This is a genomic window from Winogradskyella pacifica, from assembly GCF_013403915.1.
GTDB classification, from domain to species: domain Bacteria; phylum Bacteroidota; class Bacteroidia; order Flavobacteriales; family Flavobacteriaceae; genus Winogradskyella; species Winogradskyella pacifica.
In genome coordinates, this window is the sequence record NZ_JABFDI010000002.1 from 357,694 (window position 1) to 383,015 (window position 25,322).

Annotated in this window: 29 protein-coding genes; 11 read left to right on the forward strand and 18 right to left on the reverse strand. The window is 34.3% G+C overall.

Features of this window, described 5'->3' with window-relative positions:
- Positions 1–12 precede the first annotated feature (12 nt).
- The 3 genes from HM984_RS03240 to HM984_RS03250 are packed head-to-tail and all read left to right on the forward strand — an operon-like array spanning position 13 to position 2,307.
- Complete coding sequence (locus tag HM984_RS03240; RefSeq protein ID WP_115807748.1) at positions 13–879, forward strand: DUF4846 domain-containing protein; 867 nt, start codon at positions 13–15, stop codon at positions 877–879.
- A 20-nt stretch (positions 880–899) separates the two neighbouring features.
- The gene (locus HM984_RS03245; RefSeq protein WP_179348100.1) at positions 900–1,277 is read left to right on the forward strand and encodes a DUF8840 domain-containing protein; all 378 of its coding nucleotides are present in this window, start codon (positions 900–902) and stop codon (positions 1,275–1,277) included.
- Positions 1,278–1,329: 52 nt separating this feature from the next.
- Positions 1,330–2,307, forward strand: coding sequence for an FAD:protein FMN transferase (locus HM984_RS03250; RefSeq protein ID WP_179348101.1), 978 nt, complete (start codon positions 1,330–1,332; stop codon positions 2,305–2,307).
- A 138-nt stretch (positions 2,308–2,445) separates the two neighbouring features.
- Here HM984_RS03250 and HM984_RS03255 read toward each other — a convergent pair whose 3' ends face one another.
- The 5 genes from HM984_RS03255 to map all read right to left on the reverse strand — a co-directional run bounded on the left by HM984_RS03255 (position 2,446) and on the right by map (position 5,749).
- The gene (locus HM984_RS03255; RefSeq protein WP_179348102.1) at positions 2,446–2,814 is read right to left on the reverse strand and encodes a DUF423 domain-containing protein; all 369 of its coding nucleotides are present in this window, start codon (positions 2,812–2,814) and stop codon (positions 2,446–2,448) included.
- Positions 2,815–2,828: 14 nt separating this feature from the next.
- On the reverse strand, positions 2,829–3,593 hold the full coding sequence (locus HM984_RS03260; RefSeq protein ID WP_179348103.1) for a class I SAM-dependent methyltransferase: 765 nt from the start codon (positions 3,591–3,593) through the stop codon (positions 2,829–2,831).
- 47 nt (positions 3,594–3,640) lie between these two features.
- Positions 3,641–4,021: a GxxExxY protein gene (locus HM984_RS03265; RefSeq protein ID WP_179348104.1), complete on the reverse strand. Its 381-nt coding sequence runs from the start codon at positions 4,019–4,021 to the stop codon at positions 3,641–3,643.
- A gap of 126 nt (positions 4,022–4,147) precedes the next feature.
- Positions 4,148–4,921, reverse strand: coding sequence for a DUF3050 domain-containing protein (locus HM984_RS03270; RefSeq protein ID WP_179348105.1), 774 nt, complete (start codon positions 4,919–4,921; stop codon positions 4,148–4,150).
- Between the two features lie 9 nt (positions 4,922–4,930).
- Positions 4,931–5,749, reverse strand: a complete 819-nt coding sequence (map, locus tag HM984_RS03275) for a type I methionyl aminopeptidase (RefSeq protein WP_179348106.1) — start codon at positions 5,747–5,749, stop codon at positions 4,931–4,933.
- Between the two features lie 125 nt (positions 5,750–5,874).
- Here map and HM984_RS03280 point away from each other — a divergent pair, with 125 nt between their 5' ends.
- Positions 5,875–7,143 carry an acetyl-CoA hydrolase/transferase family protein gene (locus HM984_RS03280; protein WP_179348107.1) on the forward strand — a complete coding sequence of 423 codons (1,269 nt, stop codon included), beginning with the start codon at positions 5,875–5,877 and terminating at the stop codon, positions 7,141–7,143.
- Positions 7,144–7,151: 8 nt separating this feature from the next.
- On the opposite strand, the gene HM984_RS03285 is transcribed toward HM984_RS03280, so the two are convergent.
- Entirely contained in the window at positions 7,152–7,550 is a 399-nt protein-coding gene (locus tag HM984_RS03285) for a BT0820 family HAD-type phosphatase (RefSeq protein ID WP_179348108.1), read from the reverse strand.
- A 43-nt stretch (positions 7,551–7,593) separates the two neighbouring features.
- Positions 7,594–9,111 carry a 2,3-bisphosphoglycerate-independent phosphoglycerate mutase gene (gpmI, locus tag HM984_RS03290; RefSeq protein ID WP_179348109.1) on the reverse strand — a complete coding sequence of 506 codons (1,518 nt, stop codon included), beginning with the start codon at positions 9,109–9,111 and terminating at the stop codon, positions 7,594–7,596.
- A gap of 262 nt (positions 9,112–9,373) precedes the next feature.
- Between gpmI and HM984_RS03295 the strand changes: the two genes are divergently transcribed.
- Complete coding sequence (locus HM984_RS03295; RefSeq protein WP_115807738.1) at positions 9,374–9,769, forward strand: ankyrin repeat domain-containing protein; 396 nt, start codon at positions 9,374–9,376, stop codon at positions 9,767–9,769.
- A 73-nt stretch (positions 9,770–9,842) separates the two neighbouring features.
- On the opposite strand, the gene pepE is transcribed toward HM984_RS03295, so the two are convergent.
- Positions 9,843–10,550 carry a dipeptidase PepE gene (pepE, locus tag HM984_RS03300; protein WP_115807737.1) on the reverse strand — a complete coding sequence of 236 codons (708 nt, stop codon included), beginning with the start codon at positions 10,548–10,550 and terminating at the stop codon, positions 9,843–9,845.
- Between the two features lie 233 nt (positions 10,551–10,783).
- Here pepE and HM984_RS03305 point away from each other — a divergent pair, with 233 nt between their 5' ends.
- From HM984_RS03305 to HM984_RS03330, 6 genes are all read left to right on the forward strand, one after another.
- Positions 10,784–11,602: a carboxypeptidase-like regulatory domain-containing protein gene (locus tag HM984_RS03305; RefSeq protein ID WP_179348110.1), complete on the forward strand. Its 819-nt coding sequence runs from the start codon at positions 10,784–10,786 to the stop codon at positions 11,600–11,602.
- Positions 11,589–12,401, forward strand: coding sequence for a peptidase associated/transthyretin-like domain-containing protein (locus HM984_RS03310; protein WP_179348111.1), 813 nt, complete (start codon positions 11,589–11,591; stop codon positions 12,399–12,401). The genes HM984_RS03305 and HM984_RS03310 overlap by 14 nt, the downstream gene beginning before the upstream one ends.
- A gap of 47 nt (positions 12,402–12,448) precedes the next feature.
- Entirely contained in the window at positions 12,449–12,955 is a 507-nt protein-coding gene (locus HM984_RS03315; protein WP_179348112.1) for a DUF6702 family protein, read from the forward strand.
- A gap of 62 nt (positions 12,956–13,017) precedes the next feature.
- Complete coding sequence (locus HM984_RS03320; RefSeq protein ID WP_179348113.1) at positions 13,018–15,315, forward strand: M1 family metallopeptidase; 2,298 nt, start codon at positions 13,018–13,020, stop codon at positions 15,313–15,315.
- A gap of 103 nt (positions 15,316–15,418) precedes the next feature.
- Complete coding sequence (locus HM984_RS03325; protein ID WP_115807732.1) at positions 15,419–15,709, forward strand: Sec-independent protein translocase subunit TatA/TatB; 291 nt, start codon at positions 15,419–15,421, stop codon at positions 15,707–15,709.
- 115 nt (positions 15,710–15,824) lie between these two features.
- On the forward strand, positions 15,825–17,327 hold the full coding sequence (locus tag HM984_RS03330; RefSeq protein ID WP_179348114.1) for a S8 family peptidase: 1,503 nt from the start codon (positions 15,825–15,827) through the stop codon (positions 17,325–17,327).
- A 69-nt stretch (positions 17,328–17,396) separates the two neighbouring features.
- Here the strand turns inward: HM984_RS03330 and HM984_RS03335 are convergent, their stop codons facing one another.
- The 10 genes from HM984_RS03335 to HM984_RS03380 all read right to left on the reverse strand — a co-directional run bounded on the left by HM984_RS03335 (position 17,397) and on the right by HM984_RS03380 (position 24,916).
- Positions 17,397–17,789 carry a DUF3037 domain-containing protein gene (locus HM984_RS03335; protein ID WP_179348115.1) on the reverse strand — a complete coding sequence of 131 codons (393 nt, stop codon included), beginning with the start codon at positions 17,787–17,789 and terminating at the stop codon, positions 17,397–17,399.
- Positions 17,779–18,558, reverse strand: coding sequence for a HipA family kinase (locus tag HM984_RS03340; RefSeq protein WP_179348116.1), 780 nt, complete (start codon positions 18,556–18,558; stop codon positions 17,779–17,781). The genes HM984_RS03335 and HM984_RS03340 overlap by 11 nt, the downstream gene beginning before the upstream one ends.
- The gene (locus HM984_RS03345) at positions 18,551–19,210 is read right to left on the reverse strand and encodes an O-methyltransferase (protein ID WP_115807728.1); all 660 of its coding nucleotides are present in this window, start codon (positions 19,208–19,210) and stop codon (positions 18,551–18,553) included. Before HM984_RS03345 ends, HM984_RS03340 begins: the two co-directional genes overlap by 8 nt.
- Positions 19,211–19,260: 50 nt before the next feature.
- Positions 19,261–19,458 (reverse strand): hypothetical protein, encoded by a 198-nt coding sequence (locus HM984_RS03350; RefSeq protein WP_115807727.1) that lies wholly within the window; start codon positions 19,456–19,458, stop codon positions 19,261–19,263.
- A gap of 37 nt (positions 19,459–19,495) precedes the next feature.
- Positions 19,496–20,581 carry an amidohydrolase family protein gene (locus tag HM984_RS03355; protein WP_115807726.1) on the reverse strand — a complete coding sequence of 362 codons (1,086 nt, stop codon included), beginning with the start codon at positions 20,579–20,581 and terminating at the stop codon, positions 19,496–19,498.
- Between the two features lie 157 nt (positions 20,582–20,738).
- Complete coding sequence (locus HM984_RS03360) at positions 20,739–21,275, reverse strand: 3-hydroxyanthranilate 3,4-dioxygenase (RefSeq protein ID WP_179348117.1); 537 nt, start codon at positions 21,273–21,275, stop codon at positions 20,739–20,741.
- 196 nt (positions 21,276–21,471) lie between these two features.
- Positions 21,472–22,254, reverse strand: coding sequence for an SDR family oxidoreductase (locus tag HM984_RS03365; RefSeq protein WP_179348118.1), 783 nt, complete (start codon positions 22,252–22,254; stop codon positions 21,472–21,474).
- Positions 22,255–22,416: 162 nt separating this feature from the next.
- A complete protein-coding gene (locus tag HM984_RS03370) occupies positions 22,417–23,856 on the reverse strand; it encodes an aldehyde dehydrogenase (RefSeq protein WP_179348119.1) in 1,440 nt (479 codons plus the stop codon).
- Positions 23,857–24,480, reverse strand: a complete 624-nt coding sequence (locus HM984_RS03375) for a hypothetical protein (protein ID WP_179348120.1) — start codon at positions 24,478–24,480, stop codon at positions 23,857–23,859.
- Between the two features lies 1 nt (position 24,481).
- Positions 24,482–24,916: a RidA family protein gene (locus HM984_RS03380; protein ID WP_179348121.1), complete on the reverse strand. Its 435-nt coding sequence runs from the start codon at positions 24,914–24,916 to the stop codon at positions 24,482–24,484.
- Between the last annotated feature and the right edge of the window lie 406 nt (positions 24,917–25,322).

Here is a 25,322-nt window from a genome sequence, read left to right on the forward strand (position 1 = left end):
GTTAGTTTAAGTATGAAGAAAGTTATACTCATCCTTTTTATATTGGCATCGCTTGCTGTTTTAGCCTTTCAGTTTCAACCTGTAAAAAAAGCGGTTACTATAGTTACATCGAGTATCGAAACTCCTAGCCTTGTTAATAAGGATAGTTTAACGATTGCTTCGCGAGTGAATTTACCCGAAAGCTATAAACGTGTAACTTATAAAAAAGGAAGTTTTCAAGATTATCTCAGAAACTACAAACTAAAACCCTTCGGAAGTAAAATTATCAATTACGATGATACCAATTATTTTTGGCAAGGAGGTCATATCGGAATTTTAGAAGTTCCTGTGCCTAAAAACGGATTACAACAATGTGCAGATGCATTAATTAGAATTAGAAGCGAATACCTTTGGGACAATAACAGAAAGGATGAAATTGGTTTCAAATTTACCTCAGGGCATTATTGTTCTTGGACTAAATATGCAGAAGGGTATAGGCCTAAAATTAACGGTAATAAAGTAAGGTTTCATAAAACGGCAAGTGCCAATACTTCAAAAGAAAACTTCTATAAATATTTGAATTTAATTTACATGTATTCTGGGACTTTATCACTTTACAACGAGTTAGAATCCGTTGCCGCTAAAGATTTAAAAATCGGTGATATGCTTATTAAAGGAGGTTCTCCCGGACATATTGTTATGATTACAGATGAGATTATTAATACTAAAGGGGAAAAGTTATTTTTATTGTCTCAAGGCAATACTCCAGCGCAAAGTGTACATCTGGTTAAAAATCTTGTAGATTCAACGATTTCTCCATGGTATCATTTAGAAGATGATGCTGTGATTTCAGTTTCAAATTATACGTTTGGAAGCTCTAAATTTGTGCGTTTTAAATAGCAAGTTTGTATCTTTGCATAATGAGTAAACCACTTACACCTCAAGAAGTACACAATCTTGCCATGAACCATGTTGGTAAAGACCTAGAAGCTCGTGGTTTCGAGTTTGTAGCAATCAATTCTAAGTTAAAACGCCATCCGCAATTTGTCTGTATCGATAAAAATAGTCAGTATTATTTTGTGGTAGTACGCGCTGTTATTTTACCTGAAAATCCTAATAATTATGATGTGGTTTGGATGGAAACCTTCAAAAAACATGCTTACGAAAAAGACGCTAAAGTCTTGTATGCAGGAGTTGGTTTGGGGAATCCTGATGGGGAAGATTTACCTATTTATTTAGATGAAGAATATCTTATTGAGTATAATGGGATTCAGGTCATTGAAATGAATTTGAATTAATATAACATCCGCTTTATTAGACTAATCACAGTCTAAATCAATCTACATATTTATGAAAAAAATAGTTTACCTATTTCTAATTAGCATTGTTTTTTCTTGTAATCAAGAACCTGAAAACACTAAAATTAGTGGCCCTGTATTTGGTACAGTCTATAATATTCAATATTACACAACGGATGATTCAAATTATAAAACACAGTTTGATAGTCTTTTTGCTGTGGTAAATGAATCGATGTCTACCTATATTCCAGATTCAAAAATATCTCGAATTAATAAAGGTGAAAACATTGAATTAGACGCACATTTTACGCGTGTTTTTAATAAAGCCAAAGAAATTTACAGAGCAACTGAAGGAGCTTTTGATCCTACCATCGGAGCGGTAGTGAATGCATGGGATTTTGGACCAGAAGGAAAAATTACCAATATAGATAGCACGACTATTGATAGTTTAATGAAGTCTGTGGGGTATAACCGCATGGGATTGAGAGATAATAAAATTGTTAAAAGTTCTAAATCGTTTTTAGATTTTAATGCCATTGCAAAAGGTTATGGTGTGGATGTTATTGGTGAGTTTTTAGAAAGCAAGAATGTTACCGACTATTTAGTTGAAATCGGAGGAGAAATACGGGTAAGAGGTATTAATCTTGATAAAAAATCATCTTGGAAAGTGGGTATCGACGATCCAAATTTTGAAGGAGAGCAGTCGTATTCAAAAATCATCCCTTTACAAGAGGAAGCCATGGCAACTTCTGGCACATATCGTAAATTTAAAATTGATGACAACGGCAATCGCTATGCACATATTATTGATACAAAAACAGGGTATCCATCTAAAACTAATATTTTAAGTGTTTCTGTTTTAGCTGAAGATTGTATGACGGCTGATGCTTATGCCACGGCGTTTCAGGCTATGGGAATAGATAAAGTAAAGGCATTTGCAGAGCGACATGCCGAATTAAAAGTGTTTATTATTTTTGAGAATGAAGCAAAAGAATTTGAAACACTTTCATTAAATAACTTTCCGGAATAAGTGATTTTTTAGGTGACGAAGCAAAAAATAAGGTGTCTTATAAATGCTATTAATCATTATAAAAAAGTTGTTCCAGGTTAAGGGGGGAACAGCTTTTTTTTTGTTCAGATAAATAAATACAGCAATTATATTCTATTATTAAAAAGCATTAATCAATACCAACAACCAACCCACTACTAAGAGTAAGGCACCAATCGGAGTCACAGGGCCTAAAAAGCGAAGTTTTTTGCCTTTAGCATCAGATAAAATCAAGCCGTAAATACTAAACGAGAATAATATAATACCGATTGTGAAACACCAATACGTTGCCGAGGTAACATCGGTATTGCTAAGACCTAAAGCTAGCAAAACAATGGCATGATACATTTGATACTTTACACCAACTTCAAAACTATGCAATTGATCTGTAGATAAGATTTTCTTTAATGCATGGGCGCCAAAAGCACCAAAGATTACGGCGAGCATACCGAATAAAGCTCCAGTTGCAATTATAATGTGTTGCGTCATTTTAGTATGTTGTTTTATTTATAAACTACAGGAATAATTTCACCTTTCGCTAGGCAGTATTTTTCAATGTCTTCGTTAGAAAGGGTAGCCGTATAATCCACTTCTTCAACTTTAAAACCTATGGAACGAAGCTTATCAAAATAATCACGACCATAAACACGAACATGATCGTATTGTCCAAAAATTTTAGCACGCTCATCTCTGTCTGTAATAGAATCATCTTCAAAAGTTACAGCTCTATCTAATTCTTGTGGAATCTGAAAGATACCATACCCACCAGGTTTCATTACTCTGTATAATTCTTGCATGGCTTTAGTATCATCTGGAATATGTTCTAAAACATGATTACAAAGAATTACATCATAACTATTATCTTCAAAAGGAAGGTCGCAAATATCGGCTTTGACATCTGCAATAGGTGATAGTAAATCGGTAGTCGTATATTTTAAGTTTTTAAGACTTCTAAAACGTTTTAAAAAGCACTGTTCTGGGGCAAAATGTAGGACACTTTTTTTAGCATTAAAAAAATCCGTTTTATGGTTGAGATATAACCACAATAAGCGATGACGTTCTAATGATAGTGTAGAGGGTGATAAAACATTATTTCTTTGGTTACCGTAACCATAAGGTAAAAATGTTTTAAAGCTTTTGTTATCAATGGGATCCGTGAATATATTTCCTTTTAAGAAGAATGCTAAAATTGGGCGTGCCACGTAGCTTAATCTTATGAGTAAAGGTCTTGGTATGGTGTTTAATATAAGTTTGAAGAGTTTTTTCATAGTGTTACTCAGAGATACACAAAGACACACGGAGTTTCGCGGAGTGCTTACTCGATTGTGTTTATGAATCTTTTTATTCCGTTTTTTAGAAGCTTAGTATTAAAGTTGAGTAATAGTCCTGTTGGGTAATCCCCTAATTTCATGTAAGTCAATATTTGAGCAGTATGAACATCTGTGAATTTCTCAACAGTTTTTAATTCAATAACTATTTTGATTTCTACTAATATATCAATTCTGTAACCGTGATCTAAAGTGATATCTTTATAAATAATAGGTCTTGAAACTTTTTTTTGAACTGAATAGCCTAATGCTTTTAATTCATAAAACAAACAGTCCTGATAAGCGGATTCTAAAAGGCCTGGGCCAAGTTCTTTATGCACTTCTATAGCTGCTCCTATAATATTTTCCGTAATTTTATCGTAAACCATAATATCAAAATTATACTCAAAACGCTCCGTGAATCTCCGTGAAAACTCTAAGTATCTCTGAGAAATAACTATTTAGTGATAGCAAGAAACAATACCGTTACTTAATTCAGAAAATAAAAATAATATTTACGCTTCTACCTGACTAGAAATTAAATTATATATACCATCCCAAAGTGCAATTCTATGTTGTAAAGCGGCTTTGGCAACGTCTAAAGCCTCATTCCATTTTTGCTCATCATTACCACATAATTCCTCTATCATTTTTAATGAAAGTGGGCCGTGTTCATCACCATCTAATTCAATGTGACGCTTTAAATAATAGGTTAATTTACTATAGGTGTTGTCGCTGGTTTTAGACTGATTAATAATTTGAAAAAACATATCAGGTATCACATCTTCACGACCAAAGGTAAATGCCGAGGCAATTTTGTGCGATTCATTTGTTGCAATAACCTTAAATGTAAAATCTACAAATTTTAAGGTTTCAGCATTCAACGTTACTTTTTCTGCTGCATGAGATACAGAATCATTATTTTGAATATGATTAACAAAACTTTCAATTTGCGAAGTACTTGCTCCAATTTGGTGCATCGCATCTAAGTACATTTCATAATGACTTTTAGGCTCTCCTAATTCATTAATATCACTTTCTTCACCAAGAACAATCTCGTTAATAAAGCGCGCCGTCGATGGATTTTTAACAGGAGTCCAAGGCACTCTAGTGTTCGTTAATTGATTTTGAAGCGCTTTTAATAAAGACATAAAATCCCAAACGGCAAACACATGTTGCTCCATAAAAGTTTTTACATCTTCAATAGATGATAAAGCACTATATAATTTATGGTTGTTAAGTTCAGACCTTAAGTCTGTTAATTCGTTTTCTAAATACTTAATTGTCATGAGAGTCTATTAAATAACGAGTGCTTTTTGTCTAAAAGCATCTTCTTCATTTGAAGTAATGCCTAAAGCTTCATGTACATAGGCAAACGTAGAAAGTATTTCTGGCTTACCGTCAACAATAGCAACATCGTGTTCAAAATGTACACTTGGTTTTCCGTCTTGTGTTACAATCGTCCAACCATCACTCAATTGTTTTACTTTATGCGTTCCTAAATTGATCATTGGCTCAATGGCAACGACCATACCTTCAATAAACTTCTTACCACGACCACGTTTTCCATAATTAGGCATTTCAGGATCTTCGTGCATTTTTCTGCCTAAACCATGACCAACTAACTCTCTAACCACACCATAGCCTTCAGCTTCGGTAAATTGTTGAATTGCAAAACCAACATCACCAACGCGATTGCCAATTTTTAATTGCTCAATACCTTTATAAAGTGATTCTTTAGTAATCTGAATGAGTTTCTTCGTCTCTTCTGCAACATTTCCAATTTCAAAAGTATAAGCGTGATCACCATAAAAGCCATTCATAAATGACCCACAATCTATAGAAACAATATCACCATCTTTTAATGGAATGTCTGTTGGTAAACCATGAACTACAGCTTCATTAACACTACAAAGCAACGTTGAAGGACAATCGTAAAGGCCTTTAAAGCCAGGTAAAGCACCATGATCCCTAATAAATTCTTCAGCGATAGCATCTAAATGATTCGTGGTTACACCTTCTTTTGTTTCTTTAGCCAACATACCTAAGGTTTTAGATACGATGAGCGCACTTTGACGCATTAATTCAATCTCTTCTGCTGTTTTTACTATAATCATGATTCAAAATATTGAGCGGCAAAGATAGGGAATTATAACAATTCTTAAGTATTTCTAAAACATGATATATAACAGTTTAAAAATAAGTTTTCTATTATATGTTTGCAGAATTAAATGGTATAACTATGTATAGAATTGTTTCCGCAGAAGAGGCTTTAAAAGTGGTAAAGTCAAATGATCGTGTCTATATTCAAGCAGCAGCTGCAGCACCTCAGGTACTTGTTAAAGCATTGTCGGCAAGACATGAAGAGCTTCGTAATGTTGAGGTTTGTCAGTTGCATACCGAAGGAGTTGCTCCTTATGCTAATCCGGAATTGAAAGACAGCTTCCATGTTAATTCTTTTTTTCTCGGAAAAAATGTAAGACATACCATAAAAGCTGGTAATGGATCTTATACTCCTGTTTTTTTAAGTGAATTGCCACGTCTTTTTCAGCAACGCATTTTAGAACTCGATGTGGTTTTGATTCATGTTTCTGTTCCAGATCGTCATGGGTATTGTTCTTTAGGTGTTTCTGTTGAGGCTATTTTGGCTGCTATAGATAATGCTAAGACTGTGATTGCTCAAGTAAATCCGCAGATGCCAAGAACACATGGCGCAGGAATTATTCACATTTCAGAAATCGATTATTTTGTAGAAGCGAATGAAGAATTGCCTGTACATCTCATGGCTGAACCTAATGCTATAGAACTTAAAATAGGAGAGTATGTAGCTAGTTTAATCGAGGATAGAAGTACACTTCAAATGGGAATTGGCTCTATTCCTAATGCCGTTTTAACACAGTTAACGAATCACAAAGATTTAGGTTTACATACAGAGATGTTTTCAGATGGAGTTATAGATTTAATTCTTAATAATGTTATAAACGGCAACTATAAAAAGATTAATCGTGGACGAGCGCTTTCAACATTTTTAATGGGATCCAAACGCTTGTATGATTATGTAGATGATAATCCGTTTGTAGAAATGCGCGCTTCAAATTATACCAATAATGCAGCATATATTAAACAGAATCCTAAGATGGTTGCCATCAATTCTGCAATTGAGGTTGATGTAACAGGTCAAGTATGTGCGGATTCTATTGGTTCTGATATGTATTCTGGTGTCGGTGGACAAATGGATTTTATTAGAGGAGCATCATTAAGTGATGGAGGTAAAGCTATTATTGCCTTACCATCGGTAACTAAAAATGGCATCAGTAGAATTGTTCCTGTTTTAAAACCAGGAGCAGGTGTTGTAACAACAAGAGCACATGTACATTATGTCGTTACGGAGTACGGGATTGCGAATCTATATGGTAAAACAATTAAAAACAGAGTAAAAGCTTTAGTCAATATAGCACACCCAGATCACAGAGAGGATATTGAGAAATCTTATTTTGATTTAATAAACTAGAAGACCCACTAAAATTGCCACCACCTTTTTTTAGCAGTAGGAATTTTAGGTTCTTCATTGGTGATAATTTGATAAACTTCGCCCCAACCGAGAATACCTCCGATATTTCTATCGTCTATAAATAGATCAGCATGAATTTTACGACTTCTACTGTAATCGTATTTTTCTTCAGGAAAACTAGCATTTACGGCATAGAATTCAATGCCGTTATCTTTACAGAAATCAACAGCTTCTTGCAGTTTTGCACCATTTCTATACGTCCAAAGAATTAATCGATGACCATCTTCTTGAAGCTTTTTTAAGGTTTCAAAAGCAAAGATGCGCGTTTTTCCAATTTTAGGATAAGCATCTTCTACAATGGTGCCATCGAAATCTACGGCTACTATTAATCTATTTTGAAAATTCATGCTATTTATTATAATCTAGGGCAAAGTTACACTATTAAGAAATTTATACAAGACTTTCTCTAGTCATTGCTTTAGGCTGAGGCACACCAATTAACTTTAAAATCGTTGGAGCTATATCGCCTAAAACACCGTCTTTAATGTTTTTTAAATCTTTGTCTATTAATATAATTGGAACAGGGTTAGTTGTATGAGCCGTGTTTGGACTGCCATCAGGATTTATCATCGTTTCGCAGTTACCATGGTCAGCAATTAAAATAGTGGTATAATTATTTTCTAAGGCTGTCGTCACAACCTCTTTGACGCATTTGTCTACATGTTCGCAAGCTTCAATTGCTGCTTGCATAACTCCTGTATGACCAACCATATCACCATTGGCGAAATTTAAACAAACAAAATCAACGTCTCCTTTTTTAAATTCAGGAACTAGCGCCTCTGTTAATTCATAAACACTCATTTCTGGTTTTAAATCGTAGGTCGCTACTTTTGGTGAGTTTCTTAAAATCCGAGTTTCTCCTTCAAATGGTTTTTCTTGGCCACCTGAAAAGAAAAACGTAACATGAGGATACTTTTCTGTTTCAGCAATACGAATTTGCTTTTTATGATGTTTTTCTAAAACTTCACCCAAGGTTTCTGTAAGGTTATCTTTATTGAAAACAACATTAATGCCTTCAAAAGTACTATCGTAATTTGTAATGGTCACATAATGAAGATTCATTTTGTGCATGTTGTACTCATGAAAATCTTTTTGTGTCAATGCTTCTGTTAGTTGTCTTCCGCGATCGGTTCTAAAGTTGAAAAAGATCACAACATCATCCTCCTTAATAGTTGCCACAGGTTGGTTATCATTACCTGTTACAATTAAAGGTTTTATAAATTCGTCTGTAATGTCGTTTTCGTAATTATCTTGAATCGATTGTAATACATCTTTAGTTTTGTCTCCTTCTCCATTTACTAATGCATCATAAACAATCTTTACACGTTCCCAACGCTTATCTCTATCCATGGCATAATAGCGTCCAGTTACGGATGCTAATTTCCCTGAGGTTTTTTCTAAGTGATCTTCTAATTTCGAAATAAAACTAAATCCAGATTTTGGATCTACATCTCTACCATCGGTAAATGCATGTACAAAGACGTTTTCTAGTCCATAATCATGTGTGGCATTTAAGAGTCCGAAAAGATGATTAATATGAGAATGCACGCCACCATCACTAACTAAGCCTAAAAGGTGTACGTTTTTATTATTGACTTTAGCATACTCGAAAGCGGTTTTTAAAACAGGCTCTTCACGAAGGGTATTATTCTCTACAGCAAGGTTAATTTTTACTAAATCTTGATATACAATTCGTCCAGCACCCAAGTTCATGTGTCCAACTTCACTATTTCCCATTTGTCCTTCTGGTAAACCAACATGTAAACCGTCTGTTCTTAAACTGGCACTTGGGTATGTAGTGTAAAGAGAATCTATAAATGGAGTGTTTGCATTGTCTATAGCGGAAACTTTAGGATCGGGTGATTTTCCCCAACCATCTAAAATCATTAAAATAACCTTTTTATTCATGTGAAATATTTTGAGTATCAAAGATAATACATACAACGCTACAACAAATCTGTATGTTAAAAAAATTTGGCATGTTAACTCTATTTTAAGTCTTTCTAATTAGTTCGTAAAGATCTGTTTATGTTTTGTGATGATATTAACATATTTATTTTCAAAGCGTTAAAGAAATGTTATAAAATATTTTTTAGTGTAACACTTCAAGCAATATGTCGTCTATTTAGTATAATCAAAAAACAATCAATTAAATTTAAAATCTTTCATCATGAAAAAATCAGTAATCGTATTAGCCTTAGCATTAGGCTTCTCAGTTTCAAACGTAAATGCATCCAATGATCTTAAAACTTCAGGTTTAAATGAAGTTATTGTAAACACCGTTGAGGTAAGTCCTTTAACTAGGGCTGTTGCAACCGGTAACTTAGAAGAAGTAAATAGGCTTATAAAAGCTGGTGCAGATGTTAATGCAAAATCTAATGGTATGATGCCAATTCATTATGCCGCAAAATATAATCGTGTAGAAATTATCAAAGCATTAATTACTGCAGGTTCTGAAATTCACAAACCATGTGATAAAGGATATACACCAGTAAGACACGCACAGAAATCTAACGCAAAAGAAGCTGAAATGTTTCTTAAGCGTTTTAAAAAGAAAAATGTCTAGGAGTAGACAATTATTTGAGTTAGTTAGTTGAAAAAAGCGCCCCTAAAGGCGCTTTTTTGTTTCTATACCAGACTTATTTTAAAAAAGCTAGATCCGAATGAGTTGCTATTTCATAAGGCTCCTTGTTATATTCGAAAATACGGGCTTCTAAAGTGCCTTTTAACGTAAGTTTATCGCCTTCAACTGCAATCCAACTGCCTTCTCGTAAGCCAATTACAGGTTGGTTGTTATACGCGTGAAATTCTTTAATGCGAGTTGCTCTCGTTTCCCCCATATGTGTACTCCCTTCAATGGGATCTAAGTAATGCGGATTAATATTAAAAGGTACAAATCCTAAAGTTTTAAAACTTGGTGGATATACAATTGGCATATCATTAGTAGTATTCATCGTTAAACCACAAATATTACTGCCTGCACTGGTGCCTAAATAAGGTGTGCCATTTTTAACGGCTTCTTTTATAGGTAGTAATACTTTATTTCTATAAAGCTGTGAAACCAGTACAAAAGTATTGCCCCCTCCAACAAAAATACCTTGTGCGTTTTTAACGGCTTCTGCTGCATTTTCAAATTCATGAATGCCTTTTACTGTTTTTCCTATCTTATTAAAAGCTTTAGAAACTGTACTTGTATAATCATCGTGCGAAATACCGCCTGGTCTAGCATAAGGAATAAATAGAATTTCATTTACAGATTTATAATGATCCTGAAGTTCTTCTAATAAATAGTCTAAATAACCACTGCCATGGATTGTGGAAGTACTTGCAATAATAATTGATTTCAAAATAGTAATATTTAAATTATACAGTTTTACAAAGAACGCTAATCTTTATGAATTGTTCTATTTTCTAATTTAACAAACATTTACTAGTCAATTCCTATGAGAATTGAAGAATATACCCGAAATTTAGTACAAGAAATAAAATTAGAAAACGAGCATGTTAAAATTGTTTCCAATTAAGGAGATGATTAATCGCAAACTACATGTGATAATAATAAAAAAAACCAGTCAAACATATGAAAAAAATACTACTCTTAATATTCGGAATTGCTACATTAACCGCTTTTAGTCAGGATATTGAACGGATTACCGTAAATGGTAGAATCGTCGTGTCATCTGAAGATAAAGAAGGCGTTGCAGTTTTTAATTCTTCTTCCAATCAAGGAACCTATACTGATGAAGATGGGAATTTTGAAATAAAAGTAGCACTTAATGATGTTGTGGAATTTGGGGCACTTCAATTTAAAGATTTTAATGTTATAATCACAGACAAGGTTATATTCTCTAAACGTTTAACGGTTATTCTTGTTGAGGAAGTCAATAAATTAGATGAAGTTGTTCTACTACCATTTGACCTAACGGGTAATTTAGGAGCGGATTTAGAAAGCGTCAGAACTTACAACGTAAGCCTAGATGCTGTTTATTTTGGTTTAGATAATATTGAGGATTTTGAGTTCTCTGCAGATTATAAGACCAAAGCAGATAATTTGGCTTTTAATGAATACAATCCACATATGGGAGATATGGTAGACTTGGTTAATGTCGCTGGATTTCTGATTAAAAATGTGGTTGATTTTAGTAAAATTAAATTTAAAAGCAAAAAAGATGTTATGTTAGAGAAAACACCTTTCAAGAAAGCTTTAGATACCTATAGTATCAATTATATTCACAACAATTTTGATATACCTTTAGACCAGGTGGAGTCATTTATTGACTATGCTGATAAAGAAGGCATAGAGGATAGCTTATTTGAAGAAAATAAGGAAATGCAACTTTTAGAACGTATTTCTCATTTAAGTAAAGCGTTTTTAAAAGATACTGGTGGAAAAGAGTAAAATTCTTTATCTCGTTGTTGCCTTAATAAATGTGTTATTTGTTAGCGCGCAGCGAAGCGATTTAAATGGTAAGCTAATTGCAAACGATGAGGTCGAAGGCCTTCACATACAAAACAAAACAGCAGCAAAATATACCATTTCATTTGAAGACGGAAGTTTTGTAATTCCCGCCAAAGCTCTAGATACTTTAGTAATTTCAGGAGTAAAATACCAAACCCAAGAGGTTATTGTTTCTGAAATCGTAATGGATTCAGGTGAGTTATACGTTCAGATGATTGAAAGTGTAAACGAGTTAAATGAAGTTGTTGTCGGTAAAATCTTAACAGGAAGCTTAGAATCCGATCTTCAAAATCTTGAAGTTGAACCCGAAATTAATTTCTACGATCTCGGAATACCAGGTTACAAAGGAAAACAACTTACCCAAAATGAACGAAAATTGTACGATGCAGATGCAGGAGCTATGGTTGGATTGGTGGGTGGGATTTATGGCGGAGGTCCAAGTATTAACCTCAATAAATTATTAAACACCATTAGCGGAAGAACAAAAAAACTAAAAGCTATTGTAGAATTAGACGATCGTAATGCATGTATAACACACATGAAAGATAACTACGAAAATTATATTTTTGAATACGATTCCTTAGCTGAAAATCTACGTGTTGAGTACTTTCTATTCTGTCAAGAAGATGATGACTTCTTAACATTGTGTAAGAAGAATGATGATATTGCTATGCTCGAGTTTTTACAAGCTAAGCTAAAAGTATATCAAGAAAATAGAAAATTGACAACTAAAGACTAACTTTGGACGGCGTTTTGTAAACGTATATTACAATCCAAATACACAACATGAAACTACGATATTTTGTAAGCCTCCTTTTTACTCTTCCATTTTTAATTTCCAATTCTGATTCACACGAATATTACGTTAGTGTCACAGAAATTGAATACGCCAAAGAGGAACAATCCCTTCAGATTATAAGTCAGATTTTTATTGATGATTTTGAAACTTTACTCAGAAAGCGTTATGATGAAAGTATAATACTCGCTGGTAAAGATGAATCAGAAAAAGTAGAAACTTATATGAGTCGGTATTTAACTGATAAATTAAAGGTTAAAGTTAATGATACTAATGTAAATTTTAAGTTTATCGGTAAGGAATACAAAGACGACATTACCTACTGCTATTTAGAAATAGAAAATGTTTCAAATATCAAATCTATCGCGGTTACCAATCAGGTTTTATTCGATGTATTTTCAGACCAACAAAATATTGTTCGGTTAAAACTTTTAGGTAAAAATAAGAGTTTTTTGTTGGTGCCAGAGAATGATACTAGCGTGTTAAATTTTAAGTAATACAATATCAAAGCCATTATAAATTCATATTTTAGTCACCACTTTAACAACAAAAATCTTTTATGAAAATCTTTAAATTTTTCTTATGTGCTCTACTTTTAACCTCTTTTAGCACATACGCTCAAGATGACGAAAAGGCAGAACGCCAACAGGGTCATACTAATGAAAACAAATTCAAGCAGTTGTACGAAGAGTTTTCTACACCCAACGTTTTTAGAACGGGTTCAGGAGCACCAGGTCCAGGATATTATCAGCAGCAGGCAGATTACAAAATGGATATTGAAATCGATGATGACAATGCAAAATTGCATGGTGATGAAACGATTACATATACTAATAATTCGCCAGATGATTTAAATTACCTCTGGGTACAATTAGATCAGAATATGCGTGCGAGAGATTCTAAAACCCCACTGATTAGTAGTTCTGGTATTTCGCCAGCTACAGTATCTTCTAGAGCTGTAAAATCGTATTTAAAAGAATCTTTTGATGGAGGTTTTAATATAGAGCATGTTAAGGATGTTAGTGGTAAAGATTTGCCTCATACTATAAACCGTACAATGATGCGCGTAGAATTGCCAAAGGTTTTAAAATCTGGTGAGAAATTTTCGTTCCAAATAAAATGGTGGTACAATATTAATGACCACGTAAAGGATGGTGGACGTTCAGGATATGAGTATTTTGAAGAAAACGATAACCGTATTTATGTGATGGCGCAGTTCTATCCACGTATGGCTGTTTATAATGATGTAGAAGGTTGGCAGAATTCTCAATTTTGGGGACGTGATGAGTTTGCCTTACCATTTGGTAATTTTGATGTGAACATAACAGTACCTGCAGATCATATTTTAGATGGTACAGGCTATTTAGTAAATCGTGAAGACGTATTTACTAAAGATATGATGAAGCGTTTTAACAAGGCGAAAAAATCTTACGATGAACCTGTAATGATTGTAACACAAGCTGAAGCTGAAATTACCGAGAAATCTAAAAGTAAGAAGAAGAAAACATGGAAACTGTCTGCACAGATGGTTCGTGATTTTGGTTTTGCAACCTCTCGAAAATTTTTATGGGATATGATGGCTGTTAAATTAGGCGAAAAAGATGTGATGGCGGTGTCTTTATATTCTAAAGAAGGAAATCCACTTTGGGAGCAATGGTCAACAAAATCTGTAGCGAGTACATTAAGAACGTACTCTAGAATGACATTTGATTATCCGTATCATAAGGCCATCTCTGTACATGCACCAATGGGAATGGAATATCCAATGATTTGTTACAATTTTGGTCGTCCTGATAAAGATGGTAATTATTCTGATAGAACAAAATACGGAATGATAAGTGTTATTATTCACGAGGTTGGTCACAACTGGTTTCCTATGATTGTAAATAGCGATGAGCGTCAATGGACATGGATGGACGAAGGTTTAAATACCTTTAGTCAATACATCGCAGAACAAGATTTTGCAGAATGGTATCCAGCAGCGTTGTCGCCAAGCGATAAAGCGTATCCGTCTAGACGAGGACCGGCTAAAAACATAGTGAGATATATGGGAGGCAATCAAGATTTCATTGCGCCAATTATGACGAAAGGTTTAAATACGTACCAATTTGGAAACAATGCTTACGGTAAACCTGCAACCGCATTAAATATTTTGAGAGAAACTATAATGGGGCATGATTTGTTTGACTACTCTTTTAAAGAATATGCCAACCGTTGGAAATTTAAGCACCCGACTCCTGAAGATTTTTTCCGTACCATGGAAGATGCATCAGCAGTAGATTTAGATTGGTTTTGGAGAGGTTGGTTTTATACCACAGATTATACTGATATTGGTATAAAAGAAGTTAAGAGATTTGCAGTTACAGGAACACCAAATGATAATGGAAAGCGCCTAGCTGAGCAATATAATAGAGATCCAAGTAGCTTAGTTTATTTTATTGAAGAAGGAGCCGAAGGTTATGACGATGCGATAAAAAGTGCTGGAACTATAGATAATTTGCCTACAGTGAAAGAATACATTATGGATAACTTTTCACCAAAGGAACAAAAAGAATTTAAGACGGCACCACAGTATTTTTACGAGGTAACCTTTGAAAAGCCAGGTGGATTAGTAATGCCAATTATTGTAGAATTTACTTATGCAGATGGTACTAAGAAGAGAGAAACGTATCCTGTTCAAATATGGAGACTAAATGATAAACAGGTTAGTAAAGCCATTGCAAGCGATAAGGAAATCATTTCTATAGCTTTAGATCCAGATTTAGAAACAGCTGATGTTGATACCACTAATAATGCTTGGCCTAAAGAAGTTAAAGATAGTGACTTCGATAAATTTAAGAGCAAGGTAAGAGATTAGTAATTAGCATATTATGTAGTTTAGCCGACTTTATTTAAAGTCGGCTTTTTTTTATTTTTAATTTGAAGTGGTATAATCCACAAACTCACTTTATATTTGCATCGTGATACATCAACTTACAATCTTGTTTATAGGAGCTGCCGAGATAATGGTAATACTACTCATAGTGGTATTAGTATTTGGTGCAGATAAATTACCTGAAATTGCGCGTGGTTTGGGTAAAGGTATGCGTCAATTAAAAGATGCAACCAACGATATAAAACACGAAGTGACTAAAAGTGCTAAAGAAAGTAACATTATAGATACAGACGTAACTAAAAGTGTGACTGACGAATTAAACAAAGTAAAAGATGATCTTGAAGACTTTACAGGATCCTTAAAACGCAATAAGTAATTGCGTATTTCTTAAAAATACACTTCATTTTTTAAAACAACCGTAAATACTAGAAGTAATTAGTGCGTTTTATTTAATATATTTAGAGAATTAATAATCGTCTAAATTTTATTATATGAAAAAAATGTACACTTTGGTAGTGCTTCTCATAGCGATTACCATAGTATCTTGTTCTAAAGATACTGTTATTGAAACTGAAGCAGAAGCTGTTGAGTTTTCTGAAAATCCTCTAACTATTGAACAAATTAATCAACGCATTAGTGAGAGCATTAGAACTACAGGAGATTTTGATTGGAATACGGAAGACGCACATTTCTTATGGAGCGCGTTAATGCATGGGCAAAATGTACTGACTGTTGGTTACGGTAATGAAGGTCAGAGTTTTGGCGAAGCTGGAGATACTGATCTTCAAAACAAAAAAAATAACTTAATTGCTACGATTCTTAATAAAGAGGACGTCGTTAAAAGCGATTTCAAACTTAAGGAAGATGATATCCTAACTGTCTTTGATGCAGAAGTAACTAAACTTGAAACCATTATTGCTTTAAGAGAAAGCGCTAACGTTAGGTATTTAGAGCCAAATGGTTATAATCATTATACTGGTGAGGTTCAAGAAAAATCGAGCTCAGGATGTGATACAAGTGGAGATTCTATTAGTTCATCTCATTATTCAACTATTGCGCCTAATAATGCCCAAGTGTCTTGGCATTTCAATGAACACAATATACCAAATGCTTGGAATTTTTCTACAGGCTCTGGAGTTACTATTGGTTTAATTGATACAGGAGTTTCAAAAACACAATCACTTTTAAATTCAGTAGGAATTAATGATGGCTATTCTTCAGGGCGTTTTGTTCAGAAATATGGGACGTTTATTGATTCCAATTGGTGGTGGTCTAGCAATTATGATGGTCCACATGATAAGTGCGGACACGGAACAGCAATGGGCTCTACTATGGCGTCTCCGAGAAACGATAATGGCATGCCAGTTGGTGTGGCTTATAACGCCAATTTGGTTGCTTATAGAGCGACAGAAGATGTGTTATTAAATGATTATCATGAACGTAAAGGGGTGTCTCAAGCTTTAGTAGATTTAGGAAATAGAAGTGATGTTAAAATTATTTCTATGTCCATTGGTTACGTATGGTCTATTGGTAATATTAAAGATGCAGTAAAATATGCTTACAGTAAAAATAAATTGATTTTTGCAGCAGGCGGAACGTCTACGAGTTTTACCAATGGATTTGGTGTTATATTTCCTGCAACCATGAGCGAAACGGTTGCCGTTACCGGTGTTAATGATGGCAGTAATTATGAGCGTTGTGATACTTGTCATAGCGGTAGTAAAATCGATTTTACAATTATTATGGAAGGAGATAATAATACAAGTAAAGCACCTCCTGTATTAGGATTTTATGATGGTCAGCGACGTTACACAGGTGGTTCTTCTGTAGCAACAGCAACTACGGCTGGTATAGCGGCTTTAATTTGGTCGAGATATCCAAGTTGGAGTCGGACACAAGTTCTTAATAGGTTAAAACAATCAGCAGAATTTTATCCAAATAAAAACAGCAGTTTTGGTTATGGTAATATTGATGCTTTACAGGCAGTGCAGTAATCTGAAATATTTAATTATAGGAAAAGCCTCATTAGTGATAATGAGGCTTTCTTTATATAAAACGAGATTTTAATCAGCGTCTAAAACATGTTTTTCAAAAATAGATTGTAATTCAAGTTCTGGGTTTTCCGTTAAGCCAGAATGCGTCTTAGAACTTTGTATAATAGTACTTCGTGATGCTGCTAACCATCTAAATCTATCTGATAATTCAAACTGCGCAATCGCTCCGCCAGAGGCGTCTCCTTTCGAAATTAATTCCCAAGATTTTAAATAACTATTTATGGCATCTAAATCTAATTCGCATGAAAAGGCATTCAACTTATTGACGTCGACCTTAAATTTAACTCCTAGAAATTTCTTTCGTTTAGAGAATAAAATCACTCCAATATTGAAAAACTCTTCGCGCTCAACTCTTGGGACAAGTCTAATTATGGCATATTCAAAAGTAACTTTATCTTGCATCTTCAGCTTCTTTTACTAAGGTGTCAATTTTTAAAAGTCTTGAATTTAAGTATTCAATATAGGCTTTTTGCATTTCTTCTGGTGTCAGAGTATCGGATTCATTTGTGAGCCAATCTTCGGGTATCTTGTATATGATATCTTCGATGGTACTTTCATCAAGCGTGTCAACAATGGTTTTAGAGGCTTCGCTTAGAAGTGATGCGCGTTCTAAAAGCACATGATCCTTAATAAGCGGAAACGTTCTGGTAAGATGGTTTTTCCAAGTGTCCCAATTATGATGAAAATAGAAACTGGCTCCATTGTCTATAACCCATAATTCCTTATTCCAATTTAGTAGATTCGTGTTTTTTACCGTTCTGTCTATATTGCTAATAATACTATCGAGTAGTACTATTTTAGAAGAGGTTAGCGCGTCTGCAACAGAAACTAAAGGATCAAAAGTTATAGAACTACTTAAGTAATGTAACCCTAGATTTAAGCCAACACTAAATTTAAGTAAATCTTGTATTTCTTCATCAGGTTCCGTTTTACTAAAGGAATCATCTAAGTTCATAAAGACTAATTCTGGCACTTTTAAACCAATGGCTCGTGCTAACTCTCCTCCAATAAATTCAGAGATTAACGCTTTTGTACCTTGTCCGGCTCCTCTAAATTTTAGAACATAAAGAAAACCATCGCTAGCTTCGACAATAGCAGGGAGCGAGCCACCTTCTCTTAACGGAGTGATGTACTTAACGACATCTACAGTTCTTATATCAATTTCACTCATGCTTGGTAGATTCTAATTTTCTACTAATGGTTAAGCCGTCTCTAATCGGTAATACAACGGTTTCTATTCTTTTGTCTGATTTTAAAAGTTGGTTGTAATCTAAGATAGATTTTGTTGAAATATCTTTTTCTCCAACAGGTTCAACCACTTTTCCATGCCATAATACATTATCTGAAAGTATAATGCCTCCGGGATTTAACTTATCAATGATTAAATGGAAATAATTGCTGTAGTTGGGTTTGTCTGCATCGATAAAAATCAAATCAAAGGTTTGATTTAATTCTGGAATGATATCTAAAGCACTGCCTGTGTGTTGAATAATTTGTTGTCCATACTCAGACTTGTCAAAATATTTCCGTTGAAAATCAACCAATTCTTCATTAATGTCAATAGTATGAAGGTTGCCATTTTTTTGAAGTCCTTCAGCTAAACATAGCGTCGCATAGCCCGTAAAAGTCCCTAATTCTAAAATAGATTGCGGTCTAATTAACTTGGATATCATACTCAATACACGACCTTGATAAGGGCCACTAAGCATAATGGGCTGTAATATTTTTTGATACGTTTCTCTGGTGAGTTGCTGTAATAATTCTGGCTCTTGCTCAGAATGGGCAACGATGTAATTATCTAAATCCTCAGGTAAGAAATACATAAATAGTGCTATTGTAAACGTATTGAATGAATCAATTTACGCTTTTGTGATTACTGTGGTTTCTTGGTTGTCAATTTGTCCATAAAAAATAGAATTAAACCTATTAGTATAAGACCTATCTTAATCGCTAAAGCTGTGGCTTCGCCCAATTCATCAATCTGACTTAAAAACATGATTGAAAGATTAAAGTATGGTAGTACAATAAGTAGTACGCCTGCCAAAGCAATGTAAGCTCCAATTCTTTTCATAATTATTTTGGTTGAAGAATTTTTTAATATAAACGGTTTAAGATAGGATACGTGAAACTAATTTCTGTTTCGCGGCTTCATCATCTCCACATAACCACTGAATAACGTTGTCTTCCCAAATAGCATCACCTTCGGTCTCTGTAATTATCTCGCGCTCTATAGCTAAATCTATGATTTTTCCAGGGTAAGAAGATTGCTTTTCGCTTTCCATTTCACCAAGTGGATAAGGATCATCTAATCCCATTAAGACTTGTTTAGAGCCTTGATTTCTAATTAATAGTTCTAGGCCACCTGTGTCGTGTACAAGTGTATCAAAGAATATGTTTTTATGACCAACGGCTTTCCTAGGATGGCTTTTGCCTTCAAATAAATCTGGACGACCATCAAAGCCTTGAATACGTCTCCCTAAGTTGATTTGTGCCAATTGTCCTCCATGTGCAAAGCAAGTTCGCATATTAGGATATTTGTCTTGGTACCCATTTAAAGTTAAAAAATGATACGCATCAGCACATTGTGCCAACATCCATATTAAGTGAAATCTCCAAGACGTATTTTCTAGTTTTATAAATTTTTCACCATCGTAAGGATGAATTTCTACAGCAAGATTGTATTTATTCGCTAACTCAAAAATAGGCTCGTTTTCCTCATCAAAAATACAACGCCAAGTTCCGATCGTGTCCATATAATGGGTTGGTAAACATAGAAGCTGAAGGCCTAAAACTTCAACACAACGTTCAATTTCCCAACATGCTCCTCTAACAAACCCAGGATGAACAACAAATCCACAGGTAAATTTACTTGGATGATTATGTTGAATCTTGGCATTAAAATCATTCTGAAAACGTAAGGCTTGTTTCATCTCCTCAACACGCAATCCGTTTCCGTAAAGTTGAGATAAGTTTAAAACAACAGCATGGTCAATATTAAAACGTTCCATCCATGCTAACTTTTCATTTAAGAAAAAACTAGAATCTGTAATCGGACGATTCCAATCTTTTTGAAGCATAAATTTTCGGTCTTTATCCACCCAAAAAATCCCTTTATCTTGCATAAATTGAGGGATTTCCTCTGGATATGGAAGTAAATGTGAGTGGCCGTTTATTCTAAGTTTTCGTTTAGTCATATGTAGTTGTCATGCTGAGCGCAGTCAAAGCATCTCGTTTTGTCATTCCTGCGAAAGCAGGAATCTTATTAATTGGAATTCAACTTATTATTGAACCCTTTAGTTAGTTCTGTTTTATGAATTTAGAGTTTTTCCTTTTCGGAAAATCAACCGACCTTTAATTATCGATCTTCACCTTTTCTGGTGGTTCCATTACCTCACCACAATTCGGACATTTACGTTTATCCTTGTCTCCATAATATTTGTCGAAAATTATAGGCATATCGGTTTCAATATTTTCAACAGTGAAATCTTCTTCGTACAATTTGGTCGTACAGTTTTCACAGAACCAAAGTAAAGCATCTTGAACACCTTTATCTCTTGGGTATTCTATAACTAAACCAACGGTATTGGCTTCACGTTGTGGTGAATGTGGAACTTTTGGTGGTAAAAGAAAAATCTCACCTTCTCTAATGTGAATGTCTTTAGGTTCACCATCTTCAATGATTTTTAAAACCATATCTCCTTCAATTTGATGGAAAAATTCTGGTGTTTCATTATAGTGGTAATCTTTTCTACTATTAGGTCCACCAACGACCATCACAATAAAATCACCATCTTTCCAAACCACTTTGTTACCAACAGGAGGTTTTAATAAATGCCGGTTTTCATCAATCCATGCTTTAAAGTTTATTGGAGGATATATTTTGCTCATGAGGTTATTATTAGGGCGTTACCCTAAAAAGGGTCAGGTTTTTCACTATATCTTTTTTTGCCATATATGGCAGCAAAAAAAGGATGTTGTTGCAACCCTTAACGCAGATTAATCAATGCATTAAAATTACTAATAAAAAATTGAAATTCTACTAAAATAGACCTATCAGGTTTTTAAAAGCTGACAGGTCTTGGGATTATAAGGACTTTGTTCGCCCACCATCAACAGGAAGATTAATTCCGTTAATATAAGCAGCGCGTTCACTTGCTAAAAAAGTAATAGCATCAGCTAATTCTTCTGGTTTTGCGAAACGTTTTGCTGGTACGGCACTTTTCATAGCATTAGCAGCTTCTTCTTCAGTGTTCCCTGTTTTTGTAGATTTGTTTTTAATGATTTCTGCTAAACGTTCTGTTCCTGTAGCTCCTGGTAAAACGTTATTTACAGTAATCCCAAATTGACCGAGTTCATTAGCTAACGTTTTACTCCAATTAGCCACTGCACCACGAATCGTATTACTCACTCCTAAACCATCTAAAGGTTGTTTTACAGAGGTTGAAATCACATTGATGACACGACCATAACCTTCACTTTTCATAAACGGAACAACCGTTTGAACTAAGACATGATTACATTTTAAATGCTGAGTAAAAGCAGATTCAAATTCGTCAACATCGGCAGAGAATACAGGACCTCCTTTTGGACCCCCTGTATTATTAACTAAAACATGGAACCCATGATGTTTAGAAACATAGTCTGATACTTTGGCTTTCAATTCCGTAGGATTCGAAAAATCAGCGACAATATAATCGTGTTGTCTTTGTTGAGGTAACTCGGCTAGTGTAGCTTTTAATTTATCTTCATTTCTAGCAATTAGGGTTACTTGTACACCTTCTGCCGCTAAAGCTAGTGCGGTTGCTTTTCCTATTCCTGCTGTGCTTCCGCAAACTAATGCGTATTTGTTGTTTAATTGTAAATCCATAATATTTCCTGCAAGTCCAGGAATCTTTTTAATGTAATACTGAAATATGATCAGTACTATCTATAATTAATAATTTCGTTTCAATTTATGAGATAAAAGAGAAAAGAAAAGAGAGCATTCGAGTCTGTCTATTTTCTTTTATCTATGCTCTTGGTTCTTTTGTTAATACTTTATACAAACATTTTTAGCTTCCGTAAAAAAACGCAAAGCTTCAAAGCCACCTTCACGTCCAACGCCAGAAGCTTTTACGCCCCCAAAGGGTGTTCTTAAATCGCGCATCATCCAAGTATTTACCCAAACAATTCCTGCTTGCAGTTGGTGACTTAATTTCATGGTGCGTTTTAAATCATTGGTCCATAGTGTCGCTGAAAGTCCGTATTTAACTTTGTTTGCCATTTCTAATACGTCGTCTTCAGTATTGAATGGCATAATAGTGACGACAGGTCCAAAAATTTCTTCTTGGTTAACTCTGCAGTTGTCATTAGGAACTTCAATAACTGTTGGTTCTAAATAATAACCGTTTTCATAACCTTTAACAGTAACTTCATTACCACCACATAACACAGTTCCGTTTTCTTCTTTAGCGATTTCAATATATTCCTTTACTTTCTCTAAATGAGGTTTAGATACTAATGCTCCAATATTGGTGTCTTCATTCGAAGGATGTCCAACTTTTAATGCTTTTACTTTAGCGACAAAATCAGTTTTAAATTTTTCATAAATAGAGGCTTCTACAAAAATTCGACTGCCACATAAACAAATTTGCCCTTGATTAGCAAATGATGAGCGAACCGTTGTATTCAGCATGTCTTCATAATCACAATCTGCGAAAATGATATTTGGATTTTTCCCGCCTAATTCTAAGGATAATTTTTTAAATAGTGGTGCGGCAACTCTCGCAATATGTGCTCCTGTTGCTGTACCTCCTGTAAAACTAATGGCTTTAATATCTTGATGTTCAATTATGGCTTGTCCTGTTGAGGTTCCTAGTCCGTGAACAATATTTAACACGCCTTTTGGCAAACCTGCTTCATTACAAATTTCGCCTAACAAATAAGCGGTCATTGGTGTGACTTCACTTGGTTTGGCAACGACGCAGTTTCCGGCTGCAAGCGCTGGTGCGATTTTCCAAGTAAACAAGTAGAGTGGAAGGTTCCAAGGTGAAATACAGCCCACAACACCAATGGGTTGACGTAAGGTGTAATTTATGGCTTGTTGTCCTATGGATTCATGACTTTCACTAGCAAATTGTGTAATCGCATTTCCAAAGAATCTAAAGTTACTTGCTGCTCTTGGGATATCAACTGCTTTAGCTAAACTTATTGGTTTTCCGTTGTCTTTACTTTCTGCTTCTGCAAAACGCTGTAAGTTGGCTTCTAGTAATTCTGAAATTTTAATTAAGATTCTGCTACGTTCTTCTAGTGTAGTTTGCGACCAACTTGGAAATGCAGATTTTGCTGCTTTGTATGCTTTTTCAACATCTTCTTCTGACGAGTTTGGTATTTGCCCGTAAACCTCTCCATTAGATGGATTATAATTGTCGATCCAGTTATCTTGAATTGGATTTTGGAAATTGCCGTTTATGTAGTTTTGAATTTTCATTTATAGTGCATCACAATGAAATATTAATAATATGCCTTTATATAGTAGAGATTCTTTTTTTTCTTTAAAATAATTACTGAGTTCATCATCATGTTTGGTGAAATCGTCTTCAAATGACTTTATTTTTTCTAAAATGTCATTTCTATGGTTTAATAATTCAGTATCATTATTCCAGGTCATTAGTATTGTACTACAATTTTCAGCATAATTTTCGTTGTAGATTCCTACGGAATTAGGTTGATTGATTTTGATTAAATCATATTCCGCATCAGTTAATTCAAAGATTCTGTCTGTCACTCCAAAATCTAAATAATCGTTTATACTTACTTTCCAATAGTCGGAAAGATTTATTGTTTTTTTGAAATCAGTTTTTGTAAAATCTAAAGCTAGGTTTCCTATGGATATAGTTGAAATTGAAGAATATAAAGTAATAATATCTTTACCTAAAAAATCTTTAAAATCGTTATTTCTTCTAAATTCATTTTCAGTGTATAGATAATAGTATCCGTTTAGTGTATCACCTTTTTCAGATACAAGATTTAAATGAAAACGATAGGCATAGCCTGCATCTGCAAATGAATAGCAGCTGATAAATAGAAATAAGATTAAAACTATTTTCTTCATTTTAAGATTTCTTATAAGCCATAACCTTTATCTCAACCACCAAATCTGGATGTGGTAATTGATGCACAGCAACCGTTGTTCTCGTTGGTCCTGTTTCTTTTTCGAAGAACTCTGCGTAAGCTTTGTTATAATCGGCAAAGTCATTCATGTTGACTAAAAACGAGGTGACATCAACCACATCTTTTAAACTAGCTCCAACTTTTTGAAGGTTTTTATCGATGTTTTTTAAGACTTCTTGGGTTTGTGTGTAGGCATTTAAGCGTTTTGTTCCCATCTCGTCAATGATATCTACGCCTGCGATGCTGTTGTCTGGTCGACGAGAACTTGTGCCTGAAACGAAAATAAAATCGCCAACTTGTTTTACGTGTGGATAGGCTCCTCTTGGTGTTACTCCTGTCCCTGCAGAAGCAGGACTCTTATCATTTGTTTTACTCATGTTTTCTTTTTTACTTGTTCATTTTGTCTTGATACAACTGCGAAGCACATCATGAGCTCCATAAAATAAGCATCTGCGAATAAACGAACCAAAAAATCACGATCAATCTGAGGAAATTCCTTCGGAACATTCGCTTTCAGAATTCCGTGCTTGAAGCTTCGCTTCGCATCTACATTAAACTTCGTTTCTACCTTCGATTAAAATATATTTTACTCTCTGTAATGCTCATTATTTCTGCAGATTGATGTTCAATTCTTTGAATTGATTTGGGACATTCTTATTTACTAATTATTGTTTTCAATCCCAAGTTTTTTTAATTTTTTGCTAACAGCTAACAGCTAACAGCTAACAGCTAACAGCTAACAGCTAACAGCTAACAGCTAACAGCTAACAGCTAACAGCTAAC

Coding starts and splice junctions, on each gene's coding strand:
- gpmI (WP_179348109.1), bottom strand. CDS start 9,111: ATGAATAAAAAGGTTATTTTAATGATTTTAGATGGTTGGGGAAAATCA.
- HM984_RS03265 (WP_179348104.1), bottom strand. CDS start 4,021: ATGGTTTACGATAAAATTACGGAAAATATTATAGGAGCAGCTATAGAA.
- HM984_RS03360 (WP_179348117.1), bottom strand. CDS start 21,275: ATGAGCAAAATATATCCTCCAATAAACTTTAAAGCATGGATTGATGAA.
- HM984_RS03335 (WP_179348115.1), bottom strand. CDS start 17,789: ATGCAAGATAAAGTTACTTTTGAATATGCCATAATTAGACTTGTCCCA.
- HM984_RS03280 (WP_179348107.1), top strand. CDS start 5,875: ATGTATAGAATTGTTTCCGCAGAAGAGGCTTTAAAAGTGGTAAAGTCA.
- HM984_RS03340 (WP_179348116.1), bottom strand. CDS start 18,558: ATGAGTGAAATTGATATAAGAACTGTAGATGTCGTTAAGTACATCACT.
- HM984_RS03365 (WP_179348118.1), bottom strand. CDS start 22,254: ATGGATTTACAATTAAACAACAAATACGCATTAGTTTGCGGAAGCACA.
- HM984_RS03350 (WP_115807727.1), bottom strand. CDS start 19,458: ATGAAAAGAATTGGAGCTTACATTGCTTTGGCAGGCGTACTACTTATT.
- HM984_RS03345 (WP_115807728.1), bottom strand. CDS start 19,210: ATGTATTTCTTACCTGAGGATTTAGATAATTACATCGTTGCCCATTCT.
- HM984_RS03295 (WP_115807738.1), top strand. CDS start 9,374: ATGAAAAAATCAGTAATCGTATTAGCCTTAGCATTAGGCTTCTCAGTT.
- HM984_RS03240 (WP_115807748.1), top strand. CDS start 13: ATGAAGAAAGTTATACTCATCCTTTTTATATTGGCATCGCTTGCTGTT.
- HM984_RS03255 (WP_179348102.1), bottom strand. CDS start 2,814: ATGACGCAACACATTATAATTGCAACTGGAGCTTTATTCGGTATGCTC.
- HM984_RS03375 (WP_179348120.1), bottom strand. CDS start 24,480: ATGAAGAAAATAGTTTTAATCTTATTTCTATTTATCAGCTGCTATTCA.
- HM984_RS03355 (WP_115807726.1), bottom strand. CDS start 20,581: ATGACTAAACGAAAACTTAGAATAAACGGCCACTCACATTTACTTCCA.
- HM984_RS03250 (WP_179348101.1), top strand. CDS start 1,330: ATGAAAAAAATAGTTTACCTATTTCTAATTAGCATTGTTTTTTCTTGT.
- HM984_RS03330 (WP_179348114.1), top strand. CDS start 15,825: ATGAAAAAAATGTACACTTTGGTAGTGCTTCTCATAGCGATTACCATA.
- HM984_RS03320 (WP_179348113.1), top strand. CDS start 13,018: ATGAAAATCTTTAAATTTTTCTTATGTGCTCTACTTTTAACCTCTTTT.
- HM984_RS03270 (WP_179348105.1), bottom strand. CDS start 4,921: ATGACAATTAAGTATTTAGAAAACGAATTAACAGACTTAAGGTCTGAA.
- HM984_RS03285 (WP_179348108.1), bottom strand. CDS start 7,550: ATGAATTTTCAAAATAGATTAATAGTAGCCGTAGATTTCGATGGCACC.
- HM984_RS03380 (WP_179348121.1), bottom strand. CDS start 24,916: ATGAGTAAAACAAATGATAAGAGTCCTGCTTCTGCAGGGACAGGAGTA.
- HM984_RS03260 (WP_179348103.1), bottom strand. CDS start 3,593: ATGAAAAAACTCTTCAAACTTATATTAAACACCATACCAAGACCTTTA.
- HM984_RS03305 (WP_179348110.1), top strand. CDS start 10,784: ATGAAAAAAATACTACTCTTAATATTCGGAATTGCTACATTAACCGCT.
- HM984_RS03315 (WP_179348112.1), top strand. CDS start 12,449: ATGAAACTACGATATTTTGTAAGCCTCCTTTTTACTCTTCCATTTTTA.
- HM984_RS03245 (WP_179348100.1), top strand. CDS start 900: ATGAGTAAACCACTTACACCTCAAGAAGTACACAATCTTGCCATGAAC.
- map (WP_179348106.1), bottom strand. CDS start 5,749: ATGATTATAGTAAAAACAGCAGAAGAGATTGAATTAATGCGTCAAAGT.
- HM984_RS03370 (WP_179348119.1), bottom strand. CDS start 23,856: ATGAAAATTCAAAACTACATAAACGGCAATTTCCAAAATCCAATTCAA.